The organism is Pseudomonas sp. Teo4 (genome assembly GCF_034387475.1).
In the GTDB taxonomy this organism is placed as follows: Bacteria; Pseudomonadota; Gammaproteobacteria; order Pseudomonadales; family Pseudomonadaceae; genus Aquipseudomonas.
Window position 1 is genome coordinate 3,065,071 of record NZ_JAXCIL010000001.1, and the last position, 24,667, is coordinate 3,089,737.

A 24,667-nucleotide genomic window follows, 5' to 3' on the forward strand; every position below is an offset into this window, starting at 1 on the left:
CCACCTGGACGGAGCGGGCATTACGAAGTGGACTGCAGATACCGACCGGGGCCCGTTGCGGGCCCCGATCACTTCAACTCATGACGACTTGACGGCGCCGCGCACGGCCTGTCCTTCATTGTCACGCTGGGTGCTGCGCACGCACAGGACGGCCACCAGCGAAACCAGCACGGTACCCAGCAGGTACAGCGCCACAGGCTGCCAGCTCCCCGCGTAGCGGCTGAGCAGGAAGGTCGCGATCAATGGTGCGGTACCACCGGCCAGCGCCGCCCCCAACTGGTAGCCCAGGGTGATGCCGGTATAGCGCACGCGGGTCGAGAAAATTTCCGAACTCATGGTGCCCAGCACGGCGGTGACCGGCGCCCAGAGCACACCGAAGGCGATCACCGTGGCCAGCATCAAGCCCCAGGTGGTGCGGGTATCGAGCAGTTTGAAGTACGGCACGATGAATGCGGCGATCAACAGGATGCCTGCGATGTAGACAGCCTTGCGGCCTACCTTGTCCGACAGCCAGCCCATCAGCGGGATCATCAACGAGGCAACCGCCGCGCCGACCATCACCGCATTGAGGGTGCTGACCTTGTCGTAGCCCAGGGTGGTCACCGCATAGCTGACCACGAAGGTCGAGAAGATATAGAACGGCGCGGTTTCCACCACCTTCAGGCCCGCCGCGATCAACACTTCGCGCCAGTGGTCGCGCAGGGTTTCCACCAGCGGCATCTTGGCGACGTTGCCGGTTTCCTTGGCCTTCTTGAAGTCGGGGGTTTCGTCCAGGCCATGGCGAATCCACAGGCCGAGGAACACCAGGCCCGCGCTCAACACGAACGGCACGCGCCAGCCCCAACTGAGGAACTGGTCTTCGGGCAACATGGCCATCAGGCTGACCGCCATGGTCGCCAGCAGCATACCCACGGTAACCCCTACCTGCGGCACGCTGCCAAACAGGCCTTTGCGCTTGGCTGGCGCATATTCGTAGGCCAGCAGCAGCGCCCCGCCCCATTCACCACCGATACCCAAGCCCTGGATCACACGCAGGGAGATGAGCAGGATCGGCGCCCACACGCCAATGTGCTCGTAAGTCGGCAAGCAGCCGATCAGCACGGTTGCGCCGCCCATCAACGACAGGGTGATAACCAGGGTTTTCTTGCGGCCGATGCGGTCACCGATGTGGGCGAACAATACCCCCCCGATAGGCCGCACGAAGAAGGTCAGCGAGAACGACAGGTAGGCCAGCAGCAGGCCGACCACAGGGTCGAAGTTGGGGAAAAACAGCTTATTGAATACCAAGGCGGCGGCGGTGCCGTAGAGGAAATAGTCGAACCACTCGATCGAGCTGCCGGTAAGGCTGGCGATCAAGGCGCGACCACGCCCCTGGGTTGCAGCGGGGGTTGCACTGGACGGCGTCATGCGAGTCTCCGTTTTTTTGATGTTATGTCGGCGAGCACAGTGTGAAACCGGGCAAAAGAGCAACCGGGTTGCACCGATGCGAGCGGATCTTATTCAAACTTCAAAAAAAGGTGCAACCCAGATTAAACGTTTAACCTTTAATTATTTTGAAAAATAAAAAGAGATGCGCTGTTTTGAACCATAAAAAAAGCGAAAACCGCTGATAGCACCAAAAGAGTGCGTCATGACTCACAAGTCACAAAGTTACCTTTTAAGTTTTCAAAAGAAAGGGTTGCACCCAGTTGCACCTAATCTCGAAAAACCCTTAACCTGAAAAAGAACACAACAACAAACTTCGGAGACTACCGATGAAAGCGCTGTTTATTGGTTACGGGCGAATGGGTAGCGCACTGGGCGACGCCTGGCTGCGCACGGGGTTGATCGAGCAACTGAGCATTGTCGACCCCGGGCTCGCAGGCGCCCCAGAAGAAAGTCGCTTCACCCGCCTCGAAGAGGCCCCCGAGGATGCCTTCGACCTCATCGTGCTGGCTGTCAAACCTGGTTATGCCAGCACCGCTCTGGCCGGACTGAGTGATCGGCAATGCAGCCAGGCAATGGTGATCTCGGTCGCCGCCGGGGTGACGCTAGCGACCTTGAGCCAAGCGCTGGACGAGCGCTGCCCGGTGGTACGGGCCATGCCTAATACTCCGGTGCTGGTAGGTGCCGGTTGCACTGGCCTGTACGCTGGCGGCGGACTGGGCGAGGTACAACGAGAGCGTATCGGGCAATTGTTCGCAGCGGTCGGGCAAGCGTACTGGGTGGAACAAGAAGGACTGCTGGACGCCGTCACCGCCATCAGCGGCAGCGGGCCGGCTTACTACCACCTGTTCAGCGAAGCGCTTGCCCAGGCCGGAGCCAAACTTGGCCTGCCCACAGAACTGGCCCACCAACTGGCCGCACAAACCGCTTTTGGCGCAGCCACTTTGCAACAACAAGCGCATGCCGATTTCACCGAACTTCGCCTCGCGGTAACTTCACCGAACGGCACTACCGCAGCCGCCATCGAAGTATTCGAAGCCGATCAAAAGTTACGCGCTTTAGTGGACGCGGCAACAACTGCTGCCTTCAACCGTTCAGTGGAATTATCGGCACACTGATACTGCGTACATTTTTATTATTCAGTCATTCAAATAAAAACCGATAATAAAAAAGCGCCCGCTGCTTTTGGCAACGGGCGCTTTTAAGTTCAACCTGCAAAACGCAGATCAGAACGGCATCTTGAAGCCCGGCGGCAGTTGCATGCCGGCGGTCATGCTGCCCATCTTGTCCTGGCTGTTCTGCTCGACCTTGCGCACGGCGTCGTTAAGCGCCGCGGCGATCAGGTCTTCGAGCACTTCCTTGTCATCTGCATCGGTCGACATCAGGCTCTGATCGATGCTGACGCGCTTGACGTCGTGACGACCGGTCATCACCACGCTCACCAGGCCGCCACCGGACTGGCCGGTGACTTCGGCGTTGGCCAGCTCTTCCTGCATCTTCTGCATTTTTTCCTGCATCTGCTGGGCCTGCTTCATCAGGCCGGCCATGCCACCTTTCATCATGGGGGTATACCTCGATTGGGTCATGTAATGCAGCCCGGCATGTGGCCGGGCGCATGGTTATCCGTTACTGGCCCTGGCTGACCAGGGCGTCTACAGGCTCAATAGTATCGTGCCGGACCTTGGCGCCGAACTGCTTGATCATCTGCTGGATCAACGGGTCCTGTTCGATCGACACCACCGCTTCATGCTGACGCTCGGCACGCTTGCGCGATGCGGCCTGGGCGGGTGTCTCCTGCTCGGGGCGCACCAGCTCGATCCTGAGGTTCAGCGTGCGCCCCAGGTGCTGATTGAGCGCCTCGTTCAAGCGGCGTTGCTGAGTGCTGTTGAACAGGGCGCCCTGCCCTGGGTCCAGATGCAGCAGCCAGTCATCACCGTCCGCCGCAATCAGCGTACAGTTTGCCGCGATGTTGCCTGTCATACCGGAGACAGGCAACTGTGGGAATAATTCCAGCCATTGCAGGGCCAGGCCGGTGGCCGGCTGGGCAGCAGGCAGCGGTTCTGGTGCAGCGACGGGGTGATCTTCCTGAACGTGTTCAGCCAGCTCGTCAAGGTAGCTGAAGCCCATTGGCTCGCTGTCACCACCATAGTAGTCGTCATCCATCGGCGGCTCATCGTCACGGTCCATGCCCGCAGGAGCATAGGCACTCGGATCGAACGGAGGCGGTTCGATGGCTGGCGGTACGTTCTGTGGCTCGGCAGCCGCGGGTGCGGGCGCCGGCGCTGGCTCGACAGCCTTTGGAGCCGGCGGCGCTGCAGGCTCTTCCCATGGCAGGTCGACAACCTCTTCCACGGGAGCGGGCACAGGCTCGGGCTGAGCTATCACAGGCACAGGCTCAGGTTCCGGAGCCGGCTCAGGCTCAGGCTCGACCGGCACCTGCTCGACCAAAGGCGCTGACGCTACCGGTGCTTCGACAACGGGCGGCGCAACGACAGCCGCTGCCGCTGCCACCGGCCTTGCAGAATCAGCTGTGGCCTGGCTGATCCCCACCGGCTTTAGTACCGGTTTCGGTGCATCGTCGGTATCGGCTGGACGGAAAGCCAGCATGCGCAGCAGGACCATCTCAAAGCCGCCACGCGGGTCCGGCGCCAAGGGCAGGTCACGTCGGCCAATCAGGCCCATCTGGTAATAGAACTGCACGTCCTCGGCGGGTAACGCCGACGCCAGGGCCAGCACGCGCTCGCGATCGCCCTGGCCGTTGTCCACCGCCTCAGGCAGCGCCTGGGCAATGGCTACCCGGTGCAGCACGTTGAGCATCTCGGCCAGCACGCCACTCCAGTCCGGACCTTGCTCGGCCAGGTTGCGCACGGCCTCCAGCAGCGCGCGCGCGTCGCCTTCGAGCAGCGCCTGCAGCACACCATAGACCTGGCCATGATCGAGGCTGCCGAGCATGGCACGCACATCGGCAGCCAGCACCTTGCCCTCACCAAAGGCGATGGCCTGGTCGGTAAGGCTCATGGCATCACGCATCGAACCATCGGCGGCGCGGCCGAGCAACCACAGCGCATCCGGCTCGAACGGCACGTTTTCGGCCGTAAGCACGTGGCTCAGGTGCTCGACCACCCGTTCGGGGCTCATGTTCTTCAGCGAGAACTGCAGGCAGCGCGACAGGATGGTGGCCGGCAGCTTCTGCGGGTCGGTGGTCGCCAGGATGAACTTGACGTAGGGCGGCGGCTCTTCCAGCGTCTTGAGCAAGGCGTTGAACGAGTGGGTGGACAGCATGTGCACTTCGTCGATCAGGTAGACCTTGAAGCGCCCACGGCTGGGGGCGTACTGCACGTTATCGAGCAGCTCGCGGGTGTCTTCCACCTTGGTGCGGCTGGCGGCGTCGATCTCGATCAGGTCGACGAAACGACCCTCGTCGATCTCCCGGCACACCGAACAGGTGCCGCAAGGCGTGGACGTGATGCCGGTTTCGCAGTTCAGGCATTTGGCGATGATACGGGCAATGGTAGTCTTGCCGACCCCGCGGGTGCCGGTGAACAGGTAGGCATGGTGCAGGCGCTGATTGTCCAGCGCGTTGATCAAGGCCTTGAGCACATGGGTCTGGCCGACCATTTCGCGGAACGAGCGCGGACGCCATTTACGTGCAAGAACCTGATAACTCATCGAAAAACCATCGTAGCCTGATCGAGCGAAAGATCGCTAATGCTAGCGGAGCGGGGGCAAAATTGCACCCTGCATGGCTCGTCTAAGCTAAGGAACTGGCGCAGGAAGTTCAGGGAGGATAGCCATTGCGAAGACTGCTGGCCCTGTTGTTGTTCTGGACCACCCACAGCCTGGCGGAGCAGCCGGTGCTGCGCTTCTCCGTGGCCGAAAGCTGGAGCATGCCGCTGATCCGCACCGAAGACGGCCAGCCGGTGGAGGGCTTGCTGTACGACCTGATGCAAGCCATGGCCCGCGAAGCCGGCGCCCGCCCCGAATATCACATGCTCGCCCGCCTGCGCCTGCAACAGGCGATGGACGATGGCGATATCGACGTGCGCTGTTACGTCAGCACCCAGTGGTTCAACGACCGGCCGGGTAATTTTGTCTGGAGCATTCCACTGTTCGTGCAGCGCGATCTATTAGTCGCCCGCCCTGCCGACAGCGCCCCCACCCGACCTGAGCAATTGCCACCGCAAGCGATCGGTACCGTGCTCGGGTATACCTACACGACCCTGGAGCCGCTGTTCGCCACCGGCAAGCTGCACCGCGAGGACAGCCGCAATCAGGAGCTGGCACTGCAAAAGCTCGAGATTGGCCGCTATCGCCATGCGGTGAGCAATCAGTTGTCACTGGGATGGTTCAACCAGCGACTACCTGCCGAACAACGCTTGCAGGCGGTGGCGGTGCTGGAGGAGCAATCACTGGGGTGCATGGTGCGCAATGACCCGGCGATACCGACACAAGCGGCATTGAGGGCGCTGGTGAGGCTGAAGCAGTCAGGGGCGATAGAGCAGATTACCCGGCGGTATGGGGCTGCGGAGTATTCGGTGGCTCGGCCTTGATTGCGGTGATACCCGCGACCTCGGAGCAAAACCTGGAGCAAGGATCAAGAACAGAAGACAGGGGCATTTTTCAACCCCAGAAATGGAGGCGGCCCCACCAGCCACACCCCGGCACTCAATGTCCCCGCCTTGGCTGCTCCCTTCCGGGCCTGACCAGGTGGCATGCAAGCATGCTCGGTAATCAATGCAGGGCTTATGGGGCGAGGGTTTCAGGCTGATGAGGTAGTTCGCCACCCACCTTTGCAGCCACTCAGCATAGGGGCTCAAAAACCGGGGTGTAGCCAGCACTGTCACACTTTGCTGTAACACTTTGGTGTCACACCCATGGCCTACATCATCAAGCGCGGGGCGCTCTACTATCTGAATTTCAAGCTGCCGAAGCACCTCTTCCCGAGGTGTAACACTTTGCGTTTGAGCCTGAACATCAGGCACCGGCAGAGCGCCCTGTTCATTGCCGCAGCACTGGTCCAGCGACTGCATCACTACCTTAGCGAGCACCCGCTAACAGACCTTCAGACACTTCGTGCACTATGTTCGCAGTGGCGGGACTCAGCCCCCACACCTGCCATTCCTGTAGCACTACGGGCGAGTTCGACGACTCCAGTGAAGGCCGGACACGACAACCCTACCCTCGCCGCCCTATCGAGGCTCTATATAGAAGAAGGGAAACGTGGCGGCACATGGCGGCAGGTCAGTGCGGATGAAGTCGAGCGTGCGTTATCTGACCTGTTCGAGCTAATGGGTGACATGCCTGCCATAGCCTTCGATGCTCAGCAAGCACGCACACTCAAGGAGAGGCTAAGCCGCTGTCCCCAGTACTTTGGCTTACGCCCCGAGTTCAAGGGGAAGACCCTGAGGCAGGTGGTCGAGTCGGACAGCAACTACAAGACCATCACCGCCGTAACGGTGAACAACCGGCTACGCAAGCTCACCGCCTTCATGAACTGGTGCAAATCAAACGGCTATATAGCCGAAAATCCTCTAGCCGGGATTAAGGTGATGACGGGATCAGCGAAGGATGCACGACTATCCTTTGACCGCCACGACCTTGTAGCCCTGCTCAACCACGAAGCGCTGCAAAAGGAAGCCAGCAAGCACCCTTGGCGATACTGGTTGCCACTTCTCGGGCGAGCCACCGGAGCACGACTGGAAGAGCTCTGCCAACTGCGCATCGATGACTTCATCGAGCAGCACGGCATCCAGTGCATTCGCATTGACGACTCTCGTGAAGGCCAGAACCTAAAGAATGCAAGCAGCCGTCGCGTGCTCCCCCTGCACCCTACCCTGATCGACCTTGGCCTGTTACAGCACGTTGAGTCAGTCAGGGTTACCGGGGGTGATCGCCTGTTCCCTGAGTTGGAAGCCGTGCGAGGAAAGCTGGGCCACGCACCATCGAAATGGTTTGGCCGCTACAAGGTGAAGCAAGGCATCACCGACCCCAAGAAAACGTTTCATAGTTTTCGCCACACATTGATTGACGACTTGCGGGATGCAGGCGTTCAGGACTCTCTCATCAAGCGTATTGCCGGCCACGAGGACGGAGCGGTAACCTTCAGTATCTACGGAAGCCGTAACCCACTGAAGGCGATGCTTGACGTAATCCGCCATATTGCCGTACCCCTATGATTTCCGCGAAACAAGCCTGTGCATCAGCTCGCTGGAGCTGCCAGGTATAGAGGGAGGGCCGCTCCGATTAGCCTAACCGGATGCGGCACCACTAAGACCAGAGACCAGAGAAAGGCCGAAATATTTTCGCATAAGGGGGTTGACTCCATGTAAGCACTCGCGTAGATTCTCGCCATCACCAAGTGACAGGTGATCAACAAGGCCCGCATTGGCCAACTGCAACACCCACCTCCCTGCAGATTCGTTAAAACAACGAATGGTTAGCACGGAGGTTTCGTCGTGTCCGGAATTCAGCAAGTTCCGACCGCATCAGCCCTAGTTTTAATTACTTGAGTAACCACCATGCCATGATTGCAAGATGAGTCCGTGCCCGAAAAACGCCTTCAAAACACCGCCGGAGAACAACTGTATGACGTAAGAGAATCGCCCTTCATACCTGGCTGAGCATAGAGCCAGTACATCAGTACGATTCCATATACCACCAGCACGACGGAACTTTAAGTTTCCGTGACGGCACCCTGCGACCCAAAAAACACAACTAAACCGACCACAGGATAGACAGATGCATTAGCCACTTCACCGACACTTACACCGACACCCACAAACTTAATTCAACAGGCCACCCAAACCCGCACAAGCTCTTAATTTCGAGCGACGGTTACCTATTGCCTGAAATCCGTAAAAGAAGATAACCAAATGAAATACCAAGCCAACATTGACGCCATAGAACTCGAAAGCATTTACCGCCCGAAGAACATCCTAGCCAAGCAGCGAGTTTCGACGCAATACGTTGTCCCGCTCACCGGCCCTATTGGCGAAATCCATGAGTATGGCGAGTTCATCAACATCCTTGCCCATGCGGGAGAGGAAGATCAAGTATATATCCAACTCTCATCACCAGGCGGAAGCCTGGAGACTTGCGACTATCTTTGCCGTCGAATGGAAGAATGCGAAGCTCACATCACTGTAGAGATTGGAATGACTTGCGCCTCAGCTGCTTCTGCTATAGCCCTACAAGCCGAGGACTGGGTGATTTACGATAGCAGCACTATGATGATTCAACCTTATTACTACTCACCAGGGTACGGAAAGGAATCGGACATCCGGTCGAGAATGGAATACATGGATCGACTAAATTGGGAATGGATTGAGCGAACCTACGAAGGCTTTCTCTGCGAGGAAGAAATTATCGAAACCCTAGAACACGGCAATGATCTATATCTCTACGCAGACGATCTACGGGAACGAATGCCGCTACTCAATGAGTATCGCAAGGAGCTTAAGACCCGACGTTCCGAAGAGATCATGCAACACTGGGAACACCAAAAAAACAGCAACAGCATAGAGGCGTTATATCATTTAGACCCCATTACCACCAGCAAGAGTTAACTCTAAGTATTCGCAAGGACATTCCGCCGCCCGAATAAACACGAACAACCAACTAGTGGAGACAGCCATGACTTAGACCCAACCTAAACCGCAACGACCTCGCCCAGCGCCTAATCAATGCGCGAGACAACTTTAAACGCCCATTCTAATCGCTACCAAACCATCGCGACGGGCTGCTACACCCAAAATTTAAGAGATGAGTTATATCATGCAAACTAATACCTTTCCTGAGCAGAGCCAAATCGTAAACCCAATCACCACCTCCAACTTCATGGCATTCGATACTCCGCTTCAGACACTGACAGTTGATTACGATAACCACACAATCAACCCAATCGCCATGAGCAGCATGGAGATCGCTGATCTGGTGGGGAGCCGTCACGACAATGTGAAAATCAGCATCGAGCGACTGGTAGATCGCGGAGTAATTGAAGCTCCTGCATTGCAGGACCTTCGCACTTTGAGTGGCCAAGCTAGCAAGGAATATATTTTCGCTGGTGAACAAGGCAAGCGTGACAGTATTGTTGTCGTCGCTCAGCTCTCACCAGAGTTCACCGCAACCTTAGTTGATCGCTGGCGCGAGCTGGAGGCAGAGAAAAAACATGACTCCCTTGCTATGCCGAACAATCTTAGTGGAGCCCTGAATCTTGCGTGCATGCTTGCTTATAAAGTAGAGGCACTGGAACAGCAGGCTACCGAAAACCTCGACAAGCTTGAATTCTACGAAGAGATGGTAAATACGACGCAGCTATTCAGCGTATCTACAGTTGCCAAAACGCAAGATACAGGGCCGATTCGCTTGTTTGCCTACATGCGTGACCACAAAATCCTAATGTCGAAGCGCTATAAGTTCAATGAGCCCTACCAAGTACATTTGGATGCTGGGCGATTCCATGTAAGGTGGGCTCACTACAAAGACGAGTTGACTGGTGAAATTGAGTTGAAAGCAACTCCATACTTCACAGGCAAAGGAGTCACTTGGATCAAACAGTTCATCGCCAAGCACGGTCGCGACGGATTGTAAGGACATGGGTCACGCTCACGAGCTTGAGCCCCCTAGCTTGTAATCCTCGGGTTTGCCTCGCTAAGCGCTAACAACATGGACGTATTTCCCCAGGACGACGTTATGCACCGATCTGGACGTAATACTCATTAACGGTGGCTGGCGCAATCAAACCAGCCATCGCCTAGCGCCAAACTTCAAATAGCCACAGCTAGCTCACTCAAAGTCAATAGCCCACTGAGCAGAGCGGATTTCGTGCCGCCTGCAATTTTGGCTACAAGTTCCTGCCGCTAACTAACGGAACACAACTGAGGGTTTGCATATGAACTGACACCAGACAAATAGCAAAATACATGAAACAGAACCACCTTAATAGCGACACTATCGAACTACTCTCCCAATCTGAACTCAAAGCGCTAGACGCACGAATCGGAGCCAACGCTGACAAATGGCTTAAAGATCACGCACCGAAGACCAAGAGCAAGGCCAAACGTGAGCCCAAGAGTAATCGTGGAAGAAAGCCAAAGGTAGTTGAAAATCCTTTCTTCGGATTCATTGGCAGTACATCGCACTGGGGTCGCTACCCAGTGTTTGCAGAAAGCATCATCGAAGGAGCTGCACGACTGGACTGGCATGATCGCCCTATCGGAAAGGGTGGAAAGTCCATGCCATTGTCTGTAAGCAACATCGCTGTGATCCTGGAAAGCTTGCCAGTCATTTCAAACGAAGCTGTGGAAGACTTGTTGCACTTGGGTGAGCGACACGCTCGACGTTACTTTAAAGCGATGCAACTCATCATTCCTCAAATGATGGAGAGACGCCCTCGCTCACTCATCAATGAGATGGATGGTGTCGAGCCTGAACCAAAAGCCTGCGAATGGGAGGACCGTGATGATGCGTGTGCCCCAAGCGCCGAAGCGCTGGACAAGCTGCACCATGACCTTCGTACCTTGACTGAATACAAGACTGCTGAAGAATACGAGGCGGAGTTTTACTCTTTCACCACTCAGTCGAACTCAGTCAACTTCTCCACTCGCCAACAGCACCCAATGAAGGCCAAAGTGGTGCAGATGCTACTGGAGGGCGCCACATGCAAAGCTGTTGAGCAAGAGACTTCGGTATCCGCGAAGACAATCAGGAAGTGGCGGGACGAGATGATCACTGCACAAGGACCGCTGCAAGCCGCCTGATCCACGCCCGTCGGGGGGAGTAATTCGGCCGCATGTATCAAAGGCCAAGTGCCAACTTCCGCCAATGGGCGGAATGGGGCACAATCGCCAAAGCGGAAGCTTTGAGATTAACCACTTCTACTTATTATTTCGTGGCGTGAACGCCACAGCAGGACCGCATGTGCCTGAAGCACGACTAACAACTCTATTAAGCAGGGGAAGAAAGGGGCAAGCAAGCCCCTTCCCGCTCTTGATCTTCCTTTCAACCTTGCTTAGAGCTGTAGAGGTTACTACAACGTGACGGAACGTCACCATGTATCGGCACAGTTCAAATCAAAAGCTCCGGGGGGCTTTTCTGCCCTGCCCCCCTGATTACAAGCATGCCGTAAGGCAAGGTAACGATTCTAGGTAGCAAGTGGGAGCGGGGCTACACTGCCCCTCCCCGCTCTTGATCTTACTTCTAATTCTACAATCATCGCGTGCAACACAATCTAGTAACGGTACGTTACATCTAATTCTACAGCTGAACCCAAGTTGATCGGGGGCTTTCACCTCTGCCCCCGCCTCTATAACTATCATGCCGCAGGCATTCGAGGAACGCTAACTATGCAGGACGGTGTGGTGCGTCACCACCCACATCTAATCCAGGCAGACAACACCAGAAGCCAAGAGTGACAACTCTGCTCAGCCCCTACAGCACACTCAAACCCGTTCTTCGGGCTTCATCACCTGAAGAACAAGGGGGCTAATGATGCACTCAAGTGGACCGCCCGGTTCGATACTCACATTTACCAAGTCGATCCAGCCCCCATCGACAAGGTGAGCGAGTTCCTTGGTGAGCTTACGGAGGGTAACGTCGCACTCATGGGCGATAGCAGCCTGTGACACCCGCACTACTCCGCCCTCTCCCACGTTCGACCAAAGGGCAAGAAGGATGGCACCACAAGAACGGTGTGAAAGCACCAGCTTAAGGGCGCACCTCATGGCTTCAGGCGTGAAGTACACGGAGCCCTGGGATACAGGGGAATTAGAAGCTACCTCGGTCATCGGCTCGATCCTTAGGCACCCGCGAGGGCTGACCCTTCAACGAATGTCACGATTAGTGTGTGTCCGATTAGATCACATCCGCTGACCATGAGGGAATGCCTGCACCACCACCCTACCCAGCGCTTCAGCATCAGTTCGGCACCCGAATCAGGGAGCTGCGTATGGCTATGGGCATGAGCCAAGAAGCCTTTGCTGATCGGTGCGGTTTCGCCAGGACGTACATGTCTCGCATTGAGACTGGCGGTGCCAATCCATCCATCAACGCCATCAAGGTGCTGGCCGATGCCTTGGGTGTGAGCATCGCGGCCCTATTCGAGGGAATGTGAGCGATCTTTCAACATGACTGGCCAGGTTTTTTTGGCACAGCAGCGCCCACCTACACCACATCAGCAAGGTCTGCCGAGAGCCGTTATCTGACGACCACTATCGACCCAAAGCGACCCTTGGTGGAGGGCAGCAAAGGGCCAAACGTCACCGTTCGACTTGATCCACTTCCTACGCTAACTCAGCCAATCTTTAAGCATTCAGTGAAGCCACTGCATTGAATGATAGCAATTTGACCTCATTTTCTTGGATTTCCGAAACTTTAGATGCGAAGAGGACGAATTTAGAATCGTAGCTACGCTATCCCAAGAACCTGAATCCCCTGCTGGCAGTTGCCAAACCGGTACAGCGCTTTAGTCAAAAGGAGCTTGCAATGACTTATTTCGCGAAACCGAGCAACTATGGCCGCTCTGCGTCGGCGGGCAGAATCTGGAAACTCAGTTCGACTTTCTTCTTGGCGACCGCCATTGCCATGGCATCGCAGGCCTGGGCGGAAGAAAAGGCCAAGCCGGCCACTGCCGCAACCAAGGCCGCGAACGACGCTCTGCTCAAGGAACTGCCGTTCAACGACAAGACTTCCTTCGAGCTGGCCCACAAGGGCTTTATCGCCCCCTTACCTGCGGAGCCGATCAAGGGCCCTTCCGGCAACATGATCTGGGACCCGGCTAAGTACGGCTTCATCAAGGAAGGTGCAACTGCACCGGCCACTACGAACCCGAGCCTGTGGCGGCAGTCGCAGCTGATAAATATTTCCGGCCTGTTCGAGGTCACCGATGGTCTTTACCAGGTGCGCAACTACGACCTGTCGAACATGACCATCGTCGAGGGCAAGGAAGGCATTACCATCATGGACCCGCTGATCTCCTCGGAAACCGCCAAGGCGGCCTTGGAGCTGTATTACAAGCACCGACCGAAGAAGCCAGTGGTCGCGGTGATCTACACCCACAGCCACGTCGACCATTACGGCGGTGTGCGGGGTGTGGTAAACGAGGACGACGTCAAGGCTGGCAAGGTCAAGATTTATGCGCCCAAGGGTTTCCTCGAACATGCCGTAGCCGAGAACGTGATGGCCGGTACAGCCATGAGCCGTCGTGCCAGCTACATGTACGGCAACCTGCTGCCGCCTAGCGAAACCGGCCAGCTCGGTGCTGGCCTGGGCACCACCACTTCCGCCGGCACCGTGACCCTGATTCCGCCTACCGACATCATCGAGAAGACCGGCGAAAAGCACACAATCGACGGGTTGACGTACGAGTTCCTCTACGCGCCGGGCAGTGAGGCGCCAGCGGAGATGCTCTATTACATCCACGAGAAGAAGGCGCTGAATACCGCCGAGGACTCGACGCACACCTTGCACAACACTTATTCCCTGCGCGGGGCGAAAATTCGCGAACCGCTGCCGTGGTCCAAGTACCTCAACGAAGCGCTGAAAATGTGGGGCGACGATGTACAGGTCATGTACGCCATGCACCACTGGCCGGTCTGGGGCAACAAGGAGGTCAAGGACCAACTATCGTCGCAGCGTGATATGTACCGCTACATCAACGACGAGACCCTGCGTCTGGCCAACAAGGGCTATACCATGACCGAGATCGCCGAGCAGGTGAAACTGCCGCCCTCGATCGCCAACCGTTTCTCCAACCGGGGCTACTACGGCTCGCTCAACCATAACGTCAAGGCCACCTACGTACTGCACCTGGGCTGGTTCATCGGCAACCCCGCCACCTTGTGGGAGCTGCCGCCTGATGAGCAAGCCAAGCGCTACGTCGACATGATGGGCGGTGCCGATGCGGTACTGAAAAAGGCCAAGGAGTACTACGACAAGGGGGACTATCGCTGGGTGGCTGAGGTGGTCAACCATGTGGTCTTCGCCGACCCGAGCAATCAGGCGGCCAAGAACCTTCAAGCCGACACGCTGGAGCAGCTGGGCTACCAGGCCGAGAGTGGCCCATGGCGCAACTTCTACCTCACCGGTGCCCAGGAACTGCGCAATGGCGTGCAGAAACTGCCGACACCGGACACCGCCAGCCCCGACACCGTCAAGGCGATGGACCTGGACCTGTTCTTCGACTTCCTGGCCATGCGGTTGAAAGGGCCTGAAGTGGGCGACAAGCACATCACCCTCAACCTGGACTTCACTGACCTCAAGCAGAAGTACACGCTGGAAATGGTCAACGGTGTCCTCAACCACACCGAGGGCGTGCAAGCGAAGAATGCCGACGCAAGCATCAGCCTGACCCGTGACACCTTGAACAACATCATGCTCAAGCAGACCACGCTCAAGGACGCGGTCAGCAAAGGCGACGTGAAGGTCGACGGTGCCGAGGGCAAGCTTGAGGAACTGATGAGTTACATGGATAACTTCGAGTTCTGGTTCCCAATCGTTACACCGTGAATGCTCCCTTGACGCAGTTAGGCGTCAAGCAGGACATCGAGTAATCGGTGTCCTGCTCTTTTTTTAGACCGGAGTAACGCAGAAGGAGAAGTAGCATGAAGAGCAAATCGTTGGTTGCAGTAGTGTGCCTCGCCTCGCTACTGCTGCATGGCTGTGCCAGCAAGTACGTCGAGCCGGACCAGTATTCGGGCTTTCTGAAAGACTACAGCAAACTCAAAGAGGATAAATCGCCATCGGGCGCGGCGGTCATGCGCTGGATCAAGCCGGGAATTGATGCCAGCCAGTTCAGCAGTGTGTATGTCGAGCCCAGCCAGTTTTACCCTAAACCACAGCCAACTGAAAAAATCCCACAACAGACGTTGACAGGGATCACCCAGTACTACGATCAGGCGTTGAAAACCCAGTTCTCCAAAGCCCTGCCGTTGGCCACCAGCCCAGGACCGGGGGTGCTGGTGGTACGCCCGGCAATCACAGGGGTAAGCGCCAAAACCAAGGGCCTGCGTCCTTATGAAGTGATTCCGATCGCGCTGGTCGCTGCTGGCATCAGCACGGCCACGGGTATCCGCGACCAAGATACTAGTGTTGCCACCGAGGCTGCTTTCATCGATGGTCGCTCCAATGAAGTCGTCGCCGAGGTGGTACGCAAAGGCGCCGGTACCGACCTTGAAAACTCCTCGCAAGTAATGCAGGCCAAGGATGCTCGCGTTGTGCTCGACGGTTGGGCGAGAGACATGGTCAATGCATTCCAGGCGCTGAAGAAATAGCTCTTATGTCCTCCTGGCGTGCTGGCCGCGACAGGAGGACTTAGAGGCCTTGAGTAGACTTCAAGTGAGAGGCTTCACTTACTGGAGGAGCGGCAATGAATACCGTGTTGCTAAAGCTCAAACATGAATTCATGAAGGTGCTTCCCCCGACCCTGTTCTTCTTTGTGATCCTGCACATCGTGGCGCTGATTCGTGCACTGATGATCAAGGGCTCAGGGGTCGAGTTGCCTGTTTCAGCTTCCGTGCTGATCGCGTCCATGGTCCTTGGCAAGTCAGTACTCGTTGCTGACATGCTGCCGTTCATCAATCGATTTCCCGACAAGCCGCTGATCTGGAACGTCGCCTGGAAAACCGCAATGTATGCCTTGGTAGCCCTGATCGTTCACTATCTGGAGCGACTGTACGATTACTGGAAAGAGTCGCCCGGGTTTGTCGATGCCAATGCTTTGTTATGGTCGTCGATGAACTGGCCGCGCTTCTGGGCGATTCAGATTCTGTTGATCACCCTGATCTTCATGTACTGCGTAATCGCAGAGCTGGCACGAGTAATTGGTCGTGGTCGACTGAAAGTGATGTTCATCGGCCCACTGCCGCCAAAAACCGCTGAATCTACGGAGGGCGCCTGAGGGTCAGTCACTGGTTCGGGGAGGATTCTCAGGGGCATGCTCGAACGTCCGCTACGGGGCGATAGCAGTCATTCGCCACAACGCTATTACATTATCTATTGGCTATCTATTCGTCGCCCGACTAGACACGCGCCCCACTACCGGCCACCTAAACCCTCGCCACCCGAAAATACTGGGATTGAGCCAGGTGGAGCTAAGCTGAAGCCCCTTGAACGATTAACCATTCAAAACATATGGTTTATATGCGGATGATCTCTCCCTAGCAGTACCACACTTGAAGTGGTGAAGCTATCGGTTCATCTGATCAAGCCAGACCGCATGGTTGACCTAGCACCGGGATAGTATCTGGGCATAACTGGCACTGGTTGAAGCCAGCCGATGACGAGTCAGCAACGCAGCGCACAAAGGCTCGCCGACTATCAAAGGAGTAGACAAGTCTGGTAGCAGGACAGCCCATCACACAGCACTCTCGCAAAGCTATCGGGGATAGTCATACGCTGAGACCCTTATTGGTCCATGGCCCCAGAGTGCAAACCGGAAACCCCACAAAGCCGAAGGTTCGCAACCGAGTGCACGAACATTAACTTAACACTTCGTAGACGGTCGTTAGCAATATGTTATGATTGCCATACAGCAGACGATCACGCGAGACGATGATGCAGGTAGTGGCCTATGCAAGGATGAGTACAGACGACCAGTGCTTGTCGGTAGGTGGCCAGTTCGCAGCCATCAAGATCGCAGCAGAAACCCACGGATGGGAGATTCTCGCCCAGTTCACTGACGAAGGTGTATCAGGTGCCATCGATCCCCAGGACCGACCACAATGCCGGCTGGCTCTCGCTATGGCGAAAGGGCTGGACTGCCCAGTTGTCGTGCATCGAATCGACCGCCTCACACGCGATCATGCTCACTTCGTCACACTTCAGAAGAAGTACACCTTCATCGAGGCAGAAGACGTACATAGCAGCGGCCTGCTGCGGAACATCAAGTCATTACTCGCTGAAGAAGAGCTGCTGAAAATCCGTGCCCGTACAAAGGCTGGCCTGGCCGAACTGAAGAAGCTCGCCGCCAGTGGTGATACTGAAGCTCAGGAAAAGATCGCCCGTCGTGACGCTGGCCGTGCGAAGGCGTGGGCAGTGGGCAACGGTGCCGCTATAAAGGCTAAGCAGGTTCATGCAGACAGTCGGGCTGATGCTATCGCTCACCACATCAAGGCGTGCTTGTACGATGGTTGCACTTCGTTTGCTGCCATTGCCCAGTGCCTCAATTCCAAGGGCGTGACCACAGCTCGGGGCAGTGCATTTCAACCCATGACTGTATCCCGCTTGATGACTCGCCTTCAGTTGTCCTTCGACACTAAGGGCTGATACCAGCTTGTAGCCTCACTGGGAGCGATTTCAGCAAAGCTCCCTGTAAGACCCTGATATTTTAAAATCATGCTCTACCGGTCCCTCCTGGCCCGTGAAGGGGATTAAGCACCGGGAGCCACACGGCTGATCTCAGCCGCTCCTTCATTGCCTCTTATGATATTCCTACCCACGCACACAGGCGATATTCTCGATAGGGTACGTTGCCTCCGAATTGTTTCAGGTAACACCGAGATTGGAAAAGTATCCTATCCTGCCTGCAGGCCCTATCGCCTCGTAAAATAGTGCAATGGTGCAACAGCATAGAGAACACCTAATATGGAAAACAAGGCCCCAGCAATCGCAGACGCACTTGAACTGCTATATTTAAATCAGATTGCTTTGAGAGCGGCCATCGAAGAAATCAGTACCTGGGTCCGCCAGCGTGGGTCCGTGAATGCCCACGAAAACGCCATGGGCGCCTTAGCAACGCTTGATACAAATGAAGATGCCCTCAACGCCGCAATTTTACGATTACGCTCCCAGCTCCTCTAGCTCCTTGCCGCCTTCGGGCGGTTTTTTTGTCTTTCACGGCTGAGCTAGGCTTTAGACCAGCGTGAAGCGCTAGCCACATAGCAGGCTATGCTATCTAGGAAGGTACAGACTGCATGCCAACCACTGGTCAGTGATCAGTACGTGAGATGGGTACTCTGATTGATAGGGCCAAGACGGAAATGAGATTTCAGATCGACTATTCGCTCAAAGGTGAATCGAGGGTGTGGCACTGCGAAGGCCCGAGAAATGATCTATCGCTAGACGATGCATTGAAGGCGCTGATCCAGCTTCACACACCCTTCATAACGCAGCTCTTACAACCTGACTGCATGCGATCAACCGACGACGAGCGAAAGCTGGCGATCCAGAACTTAGGGATATCTGATGTCAGAATTCAAGCACTTCACCCTTGATGATCTTCGTCAAGCCGATGCACTCTCCCACCCCGCTCATGACTTTCCGCGATTCTTCCTGATTTTCCTAACCATGCTGGACAACGGTGGCCCGATTGCTGCCGATGAGATTGCTCGGGTTTATGAACTGGAAATGGACAACCTAAAAGCTTACTGCCGTCAAGCTGCTGAACTATTGAATTCGGAGCGCGGATTTCTTCATGCTAACGAAAAGGTGCTAGCAGATTGGGCGGGCTATTAGCCACGCCCCCATATGGCATCGCGCATTCCGCCGCGATCAGCTGACCAGCCCTTAGCTCGGGTTAAACTCTGGAATAGGACGCTCATGCCAATGCAATCGCTCTTCGCCATCTTCCTCTTCGAGACGAAGATTGCTGACCATTCGCCCAAGTAAAAATGGATTATCCCCACACGTGATTCTACCCTGCCAAGGAACACCATTAATGACATCGAACGAGGCAGGATAGGGGTTTACGCTTCTGTCTTTCGCATATGCCAGCTTTTCAGCATCCGAGAAGTTCCTCGACACGTACAGCTGCTCCATCAAGTCTTTCACATATGCACCCTGTCGCCGATGGCTGACGACAGCAACGACCTTGTCTGCTACAGCAGCGTGATCACCCATCCATTCCCACGTGATTAGCCATGCTGTTTTCATCACGAGCCTCCATACTGAAGTGCATGCGACACCTAACCAAGTGCCACATCAAGCGACTCATAACTCATGCCAACACTGAGCCTGCATTGGCATGAGCCAGCAGGCAACAACTATTCGTAGAGTGAAACGGAGCCTTTCAGTTGCTCGGCAAAGGTGTAGATTTCATCGAGAGATGAGATTGGATGCCGAGTTTCATTTTTATCAGAATCGAACAGGCCAATATACTTCTGACTCCGATTGAAGTGTAATCGACAGATGGGCTTTCGATTATTGTCATCAAGCAAAATACCAAAGTAACTCTGTGTATCGCGATGCACTATTCGCTTCGCATCAACAACTGCCCGCACAATCGCCTTGACGATATGGAATCCTTCAAGCTCATCAAGGGTGGTTTGAATACGATCTTCATCAACTTCTTCGGCAGGCTCTGCTGACACAGTAGATTGAACTGCACTCATCGCATAGGACGGCTCGACGGCGCCACTCATTGCAGACTTGAGTCGATCATTAACCTGATCCCCTAGAAACTGAATTGCAGCCTTACGGGTCAAAGTGGTGAACTGCTCTCTAACCTTCTGGGTGATGATTCCATCGTAAACCCGAGTAGCGAAAAACTTAACGAAGTCATCACTCGGCTGACTGAACTGCGAAGCCATCTCTTTCTTGATCTGGCCAACGTACTTCAGTTCTCCAGCTGCACTGATGATCGAGTCAACATCGAACGCAGACTTGGTTAGCTTCTGAAGCTCAGGAAGGGCGTGCTCATCCAGATCGAGAAGGTCCAGTTCCAGGAACGGCTTCTCATCCATCTTGTTAGGGGCATCGAGGTCGGTGAAGAACCGGTAGACCTGGCCATTGGTAAGGATCGAGATACGGGCGGTGGTGACGTGGAAATACCGGAAGAGCTGGCTAGCGTGATTGATATGCAGCGGCTCGCCGATCTTCTTGCACTCGATCAGAATCTGAATCTCGCCGTTCTTCATGATGGCGTAGTCGATCTTCTCGCCCTTCTTAGTCCCAACGTCGCAGACGTACTCGGGCGTCACCTCGGAAGGGTCGAAGACATCGTAGCCTAGGACAGTGTTGATAAAGGGCATGACGAAGGCAATCTTGGTCGCCTCTTCCGTTTGGATTGCAGGCCCCTGCTGGCGGATTTTGGCTGATAACGCGTTCAGTCGCTCTACGAATTCCATCTCTCGCTCCTCGCTCAGATGCCACATCCTAGTAGCACAGCCGCCGTACTGGCAATTACAAATCACAGCGAGCTAAAGGGAAAAGCGGGGCACTAGCGGATGACAGAGCTTCGCCGAGATTGGCGTAACCGCAGAGGGGTATTGGAGAGGAATGATAACGAAGCTAGAATTCCCAGCACAGTGCACCACTTAGGTGTACCTAAACGCTGTCACACTTCGAGATTTTTGAGCGAGAAACCCTTGAGAATTCAAGGGCTTGCGTAATGGAGGCGGCCCCACCAGCCACACCCCGGCACTCAATGTCCCCGCCTTGGCTGCTCCCTTCCGGGCCTGACCAGGTAAACGGGTAATCAATGCGGGGGGACCGATGGAGCCACCACTACGCTGCTCGCCATGTGACGAGCCGCGCCATTGTACCGGTCTGAGGCGAAGTTACAACCTCTTCAGTGAGAAAAAGTCATCATTTCTCAATGACTTGTCCTGACGCACCGGCCTCATCGCCGACAAGCCGGCTCCCACGTGGACCGCGACGCCCTCAAGATCACCGCAGTACCTGTGGGAGCCGGCTTGCCGGCGATGAGGTCGGCAAGGTCAAAACAAGACAATGCGCTTCAGACGGCAATACCCTGTTCGCCCAGAAACGCGACGAACGCATCCTCATCCAGCACCTTCACCCCAAGCTCACTGGCCTTGGCCAGCTTGGACCCGGCACCAGGCCCGGCGACCACGCAATGGGTCTTGCCAGACACGGAACCTGCCACCTTGGCGCCCAGGCTTTCCAGCTTGTCCTTGGCGATGTCGCGGCTCATGCGCTCCAGGGTCCCGGTCAACACCCAGGTCTGACCAGCCAGCGGCAGCCCTTCGGCCACCTTTTTCTCGCTGTTCCAGTGCATGCCGAAGGCCTGCAACTGGGCCTCGATAGCACGCGCCAGCTTCTGGTTGGCCTCGTCGCGGAAGAACTCGCGCACGGCATCGGCCTGCTTGGTGTTCAGAGCCTGGCGCAAATCGATGCCATCGGCCTCGATGATCTTGTCCAGGGTGTCGAGCTTGGCCACCAGCTTTTCCGCGCCAGTCGGGCCGACCGAGGCGATATCGAGCTTGGCGATCATCCCGGCCAAGGTGGTGCTGGCGGCGAACTCTGCCGCCAACTCGCCCTCGTCCTGCAACTGCATGCCGCAAGCGAGCAACTGCTCGATCACCTTGCGGTTGTGGTCGTCTTCAAAGAAGTTGTGAATCTCGTAGGCAACCTCAAGACCAATGTCCGGCAGATAGGTCAGCACCTGCGGCAGGGCCTGCTGGACGCGCGCCAGGCTACCCAGCGAGCGGGCCAGGACCTTGGCGGTTTCCTCCCCTACATCTGGAATGCCCAAGGCGTAGATGAAGCGTGCAAGGCTCGGGCGCTTGCTGGCTTCGATGGCATCGAGCAACTTCTTGCTGGACACCTCGGCAAAGCCTTCCAGGCCGACGATCTGGTCGAACTCCAGCTTGTACAGGTCTGCTGGCGAGCCGATCAGCCCTTCATCCACCAGCTGCTCGACGCTCTTCTCACCCAGGCCATCGATATCCATGGCGCGACGGGAAACGTAGTGAATGATCGCCTGCTTGAGCTGGGCGCCACAGGCCAGACGGCCGACGCAGCGGTACACCGCGCCCTCGCTGGTGGTTTCCTTGCCCTTGCTGCGCTTGATCAACTGGGTGCGCTCGACCTGCGAGCCGCACACCGGGCATTCACTCGGCACCTCGACCGGGCGGGCATCTTCAGGACGGCGCTCAAGCACAACCTGCATGACCTGCGGGATAACGTCTCCGGCGCGGCGGATGATCACCGTGTCGCCGATGCGCAGCCCCAGACGGGCAATTTCGTCCATGTTGTGCAACGTGGCGTTGGAAACGGTTACGCCCGCGACCTTGACCGGCTTCAAGCGCGCCACCGGCGTGACCGCACCGGTGCGACCGACCTGGAATTCGACATCCAGCACTTCGGTCAGCTCTTCCATGGCGGGGAACTTGTGGGCAATGGCCCAGCGTGGCTCGCGGGCACGGAAGCCGAGTTCGCGCTGGGCCGCCAGGCTGTTGACCTTGAACACCACACCGTCGATTTCGTACGGCAGGCTGTTACGCCGCTCGCCGATGTCGCGGTAGTAAGCCAGGCACTCTTCGATGCCTGCCGCGTGCTTGAGCTCGCGACTGATGGGCAAGCCCCATTGCTTGAGTTGTTCGAGAATACCAATGTGGCTTTCGCCGATGCTTTCGGAGACCTGGCCAACGCCGTAGCAGCAGAACTCCAGCGGACGGCTGGCGGTGATTTTCGAATCCAGCTGGCGCAGGCTGCCGGCAGCTGCGTTGCGCGGGTTGGCGAAGGTCTTGCCGCCAGCCTCGGCCTGGGCGGCATTCAGGCGGTCGAAACCGGCCTTGCTCATGTAGACCTCGCCGCGCACTTCGAGCACCGCTGGCCAGCCTTGCCCTTGAAGCTTGAGCGGGATATTGCGCACGGTGCGCACGTTGGCACTGATGTCTTCACCGGTGGTGCCATCACCACGGGTGGCACCCTGTACCAGTTGGCCATCACGGTACAGCAGGCTCACCGCCAGGCCGTCCAGTTTTGGCTCGCAGCTGAAATCGACCGCACCGGGTTGATCGAGCCCTTCCACCACGCGACGACCGAACTCACGCAGGTCGGCTTCCTCGAAGGCGTTGCCCAGACTGAGCATGGGCACTTCGTGACGGACCTGACTGAACGCCGCCAGGGCTTGACCACCCACACGCTGGGTCGGCGAGTCAGGCGTCACCAGATGAGGGTGTTCGGCCTCCAGGGCTTTGAGTTCGTTGAACAGTCGGTCGTACTCGGCGTCTGGAACGCTGGGTTCATCGAGCACGTAGTAGCGGTAGTTGTGCTGGTCGAGCTCGGCTCGCAGTTCGAGAATTCGGGTTTGGGCGGTCATTTTCTGGTTCTCTTGCAAAGCAAAAGAGCAGCCTGGAAGGATGGCTGAGGCTTGGAATTGCGGCTGCCTGACCTGACCCTATCGCCGGCAAGCCGGCTCCCACAGGTACCGCACAGAACTCAGGGCCTGTGTTATTCCTGTGGGAGCCGGCTTGCCGGCGATAGGGCCAAACCAGGCAACGGCAATACCCGAACCAACCAGCACGCCCTCAGGCTGCTCTTTCGCTTGGATCTATCAACGCTTCTGAGTCAGCGCACGGCGCTCGAACTCGACGATACGCTGGCGGTAGTGCTCGATAGTCTGGGCGGTCAGCACGCTGCGCTGGTCGTCCTTGAGCTCGCCATTGAGCTCATGGGCCAGCTTGCGCGCGGCGGCCACCATCACGTCGAAGGCCTGCTTCGGATGGCGCGGGCCTGGCAGACCAAGGAAGAAGCTCACGGCGCGGGTGCTGAAGTGGTCGATGTCGTCCAGGTCGAAGATGCCTGGCTTGACCGCGTTGGCCATCGAGAACAGCACCTCGCCATGACCGGCCATGCTTTCGTGACGGTGGAAAATGTCCATTTCGCCGAAACGCAGGCCGCTTTCGAGGATGTTCTGCAGCAGCGCCGGGCCTTTGAAACCACCTTCATCGCGGGAAATGACACTGATCACCAGCACTTCTTCGACAGGCGGCAGCTCTTTGGCCGCATTGCCGCTGGCGGCGAAACCGCTGTTGCGGTTGTTGTCGGCAGCGAAGCTTTCATCGGCATCGTCGAACAGGTCCGGCTCACGCTGCTCGGCAACCAGGTTCAGGTCGCCCTGCGGGGCTTGCGCTGCACGCTTGTTGCGCTTGCCGGCCTTGGCAGGCTTGGGCTCGCGTTCACGCTCAGGTGCACTGACCGAAGGCAAGTCGCTCTCGTCCAGCTCTGGCTCTTTATGAGTGTCCAGCACCCGCGATGGGCCAAGCACCTCGGCACTGCCTTCTTCGTCCGGCAGGTTGGAGTAGCTGCGATCCAGACGGAACTTCAACTTGCCTTTACCGCCGCGCATGCGGCGCCAGCCGTCGAAAAGAATACCGGCGATGACAATGATGCCGATGACGATCAGCCACTCGCGCAGACCGATTTCCATGTAATCCCGTGCCTCTATAAAAATATGCTTGAAAACAAAGGGTTCAAAGCCCTTTAACACGTGGCGCCAACTCTATGTTCTGACAGGCGTTTTACCCACGCAAAAAACGAGTGACATTAAGCTAGCACGACC

20 protein-coding genes and 1 other RNA gene are annotated in these 24,667 nt (G+C 56.6%); 13 read left to right on the forward strand and 8 right to left on the reverse strand.

What is annotated here, in order from left to right; genetic code table 11:
* Positions 1 to 78: 78 nt before the first annotated feature.
* Positions 79 to 1,407 (reverse strand): MFS transporter, encoded by a 1,329-nt coding sequence (locus tag PspTeo4_RS13710; RefSeq protein WP_322364338.1) that lies wholly within the window; start codon positions 1,405 to 1,407, stop codon positions 79 to 81.
* Positions 1,408 to 1,754: 347 nt separating this feature from the next.
* On the opposite strand from PspTeo4_RS13710, the gene proC reads away from it, so the two are divergent.
* On the forward strand, positions 1,755 to 2,543 hold the full coding sequence (proC, locus tag PspTeo4_RS13715) for a pyrroline-5-carboxylate reductase (RefSeq protein ID WP_322364339.1): 789 nt from the start codon (positions 1,755 to 1,757) through the stop codon (positions 2,541 to 2,543).
* A 108-nt stretch (positions 2,544 to 2,651) separates the two neighbouring features.
* On the opposite strand, the gene PspTeo4_RS13720 is transcribed toward proC, so the two are convergent.
* Entirely contained in the window at positions 2,652 to 2,987 is a 336-nt protein-coding gene (locus PspTeo4_RS13720) for a YbaB/EbfC family nucleoid-associated protein (protein WP_322364340.1), read from the reverse strand.
* A gap of 64 nt (positions 2,988 to 3,051) precedes the next feature.
* Positions 3,052 to 5,094: a DNA polymerase III subunit gamma/tau gene (gene dnaX, locus PspTeo4_RS13725; RefSeq protein ID WP_322364341.1), complete on the reverse strand. Its 2,043-nt coding sequence runs from the start codon at positions 5,092 to 5,094 to the stop codon at positions 3,052 to 3,054.
* A gap of 125 nt (positions 5,095 to 5,219) precedes the next feature.
* Between dnaX and PspTeo4_RS13730 the strand changes: the two genes are divergently transcribed.
* The 12 genes from PspTeo4_RS13730 (at position 5,220) to PspTeo4_RS13785 (ending at position 18,873) form a co-directional block, all read left to right on the forward strand.
* Positions 5,220 to 5,975 carry a substrate-binding periplasmic protein gene (locus PspTeo4_RS13730; RefSeq protein WP_322364342.1) on the forward strand — a complete coding sequence of 252 codons (756 nt, stop codon included), beginning with the start codon at positions 5,220 to 5,222 and terminating at the stop codon, positions 5,973 to 5,975.
* A 324-nt stretch (positions 5,976 to 6,299) separates the two neighbouring features.
* Positions 6,300 to 7,601 (forward strand): site-specific integrase, encoded by a 1,302-nt coding sequence (locus PspTeo4_RS13735; RefSeq protein WP_322364343.1) that lies wholly within the window; start codon positions 6,300 to 6,302, stop codon positions 7,599 to 7,601.
* A gap of 696 nt (positions 7,602 to 8,297) precedes the next feature.
* On the forward strand, positions 8,298 to 8,990 hold the full coding sequence (locus PspTeo4_RS13740; protein WP_322364344.1) for an ATP-dependent Clp protease proteolytic subunit: 693 nt from the start codon (positions 8,298 to 8,300) through the stop codon (positions 8,988 to 8,990).
* Between the two features lie 208 nt (positions 8,991 to 9,198).
* Positions 9,199 to 10,014 carry a phage antirepressor KilAC domain-containing protein gene (locus tag PspTeo4_RS13745; RefSeq protein ID WP_322364345.1) on the forward strand — a complete coding sequence of 272 codons (816 nt, stop codon included), beginning with the start codon at positions 9,199 to 9,201 and terminating at the stop codon, positions 10,012 to 10,014.
* A gap of 332 nt (positions 10,015 to 10,346) precedes the next feature.
* Entirely contained in the window at positions 10,347 to 11,183 is an 837-nt protein-coding gene (locus PspTeo4_RS13750; protein WP_322364346.1) for a helix-turn-helix domain-containing protein, read from the forward strand.
* A 1,121-nt stretch (positions 11,184 to 12,304) separates the two neighbouring features.
* Entirely contained in the window at positions 12,305 to 12,535 is a 231-nt protein-coding gene (locus PspTeo4_RS13755; RefSeq protein ID WP_322364347.1) for a helix-turn-helix transcriptional regulator, read from the forward strand.
* 371 nt (positions 12,536 to 12,906) lie between these two features.
* A complete protein-coding gene (locus tag PspTeo4_RS13760) occupies positions 12,907 to 14,928 on the forward strand; it encodes an alkyl/aryl-sulfatase (RefSeq protein WP_322364349.1) in 2,022 nt (673 codons plus the stop codon).
* A gap of 95 nt (positions 14,929 to 15,023) precedes the next feature.
* Entirely contained in the window at positions 15,024 to 15,692 is a 669-nt protein-coding gene (locus PspTeo4_RS13765) for a DUF3313 domain-containing protein (protein WP_322364350.1), read from the forward strand.
* 95 nt (positions 15,693 to 15,787) lie between these two features.
* Complete coding sequence (locus tag PspTeo4_RS13770; RefSeq protein ID WP_322364352.1) at positions 15,788 to 16,318, forward strand: hypothetical protein; 531 nt, start codon at positions 15,788 to 15,790, stop codon at positions 16,316 to 16,318.
* 653 nt (positions 16,319 to 16,971) lie between these two features.
* On the forward strand, positions 16,972 to 17,685 hold the full coding sequence (locus PspTeo4_RS13775; protein ID WP_322364353.1) for a recombinase family protein: 714 nt from the start codon (positions 16,972 to 16,974) through the stop codon (positions 17,683 to 17,685).
* 318 nt (positions 17,686 to 18,003) lie between these two features.
* Positions 18,004 to 18,219: a hypothetical protein gene (locus PspTeo4_RS13780; RefSeq protein WP_322364354.1), complete on the forward strand. Its 216-nt coding sequence runs from the start codon at positions 18,004 to 18,006 to the stop codon at positions 18,217 to 18,219.
* Between the two features lie 384 nt (positions 18,220 to 18,603).
* Positions 18,604 to 18,873: a hypothetical protein gene (locus PspTeo4_RS13785; protein ID WP_322364355.1), complete on the forward strand. Its 270-nt coding sequence runs from the start codon at positions 18,604 to 18,606 to the stop codon at positions 18,871 to 18,873.
* A 51-nt stretch (positions 18,874 to 18,924) separates the two neighbouring features.
* Here PspTeo4_RS13785 and PspTeo4_RS13790 read toward each other — a convergent pair whose 3' ends face one another.
* The 5 genes from PspTeo4_RS13790 to zipA form a co-directional block, all read right to left on the reverse strand.
* Complete coding sequence (locus PspTeo4_RS13790) at positions 18,925 to 19,290, reverse strand: hypothetical protein (RefSeq protein WP_322364356.1); 366 nt, start codon at positions 19,288 to 19,290, stop codon at positions 18,925 to 18,927.
* Positions 19,291 to 19,400: 110 nt separating this feature from the next.
* Positions 19,401 to 20,483, reverse strand: a complete 1,083-nt coding sequence (locus tag PspTeo4_RS13795; RefSeq protein WP_322364357.1) for a type I restriction endonuclease — start codon at positions 20,481 to 20,483, stop codon at positions 19,401 to 19,403.
* Between the two features lie 273 nt (positions 20,484 to 20,756).
* Positions 20,757 to 20,853: signal recognition particle sRNA small type (ffs, locus tag PspTeo4_RS13800), an RNA gene on the reverse strand.
* Between the two features lie 241 nt (positions 20,854 to 21,094).
* Positions 21,095 to 23,425, reverse strand: a complete 2,331-nt coding sequence (gene ligA, locus PspTeo4_RS13805; protein WP_322364358.1) for an NAD-dependent DNA ligase LigA — start codon at positions 23,423 to 23,425, stop codon at positions 21,095 to 21,097.
* 234 nt (positions 23,426 to 23,659) lie between these two features.
* A complete protein-coding gene (zipA, locus tag PspTeo4_RS13810) occupies positions 23,660 to 24,535 on the reverse strand; it encodes a cell division protein ZipA (RefSeq protein ID WP_322364359.1) in 876 nt (291 codons plus the stop codon).
* Positions 24,536 to 24,667 lie beyond the last annotated feature (132 nt).